Below are 308 nucleotides of genomic sequence, written 5' to 3'. Positions count from 1 at the left end.
AGGTCCTTGATCGCCTTGAACTCCTTGGACTCCTTGGACTCCTTGTGGCCCTTGGTCACCCTGAGGTCCTTGGTCTCCTTGAGGTCCTTGGTCTCCTTGAGGTCCTTGGTCTCCCTGAGGTCCTTGGTCGCCCTGAACGCCTTGGTCACCTTGAGGTCCTTGAACCCCTTGGACTCCTTGCGGTCCTTGGTCGCCTTGAACCCCTTGAACTCCTTGCGGTCCTTGGTCTCCTTGAACTCCTTGTGGGCCTTGAACTCCCTGTGGTCCTTGGTCTCCCTGAGGTCCTTGATCGCCTTGAACTCCTTGGA

General features: G+C 57.5%; 1 protein-coding gene. It reads right to left on the bottom strand.

The genetic code is table 11. The features are described from left to right. Positions 1-308, bottom strand: a 308-nt coding sequence (locus tag L693_RS27715) for a hypothetical protein (protein ID WP_231503540.1), incomplete at both ends; no start/stop codon positions are given.

The organism is Paenibacillus sp. 1-18 (assembly GCF_000520755.1).
In the GTDB taxonomy this organism is placed as follows: domain Bacteria; phylum Bacillota; class Bacilli; order Paenibacillales; family Paenibacillaceae; genus Paenibacillus; species Paenibacillus brasilensis.
The sequence above is the reverse complement of the archived record's forward strand: the minus strand, read 5'-3'. Positions and strand labels throughout refer to the sequence as shown.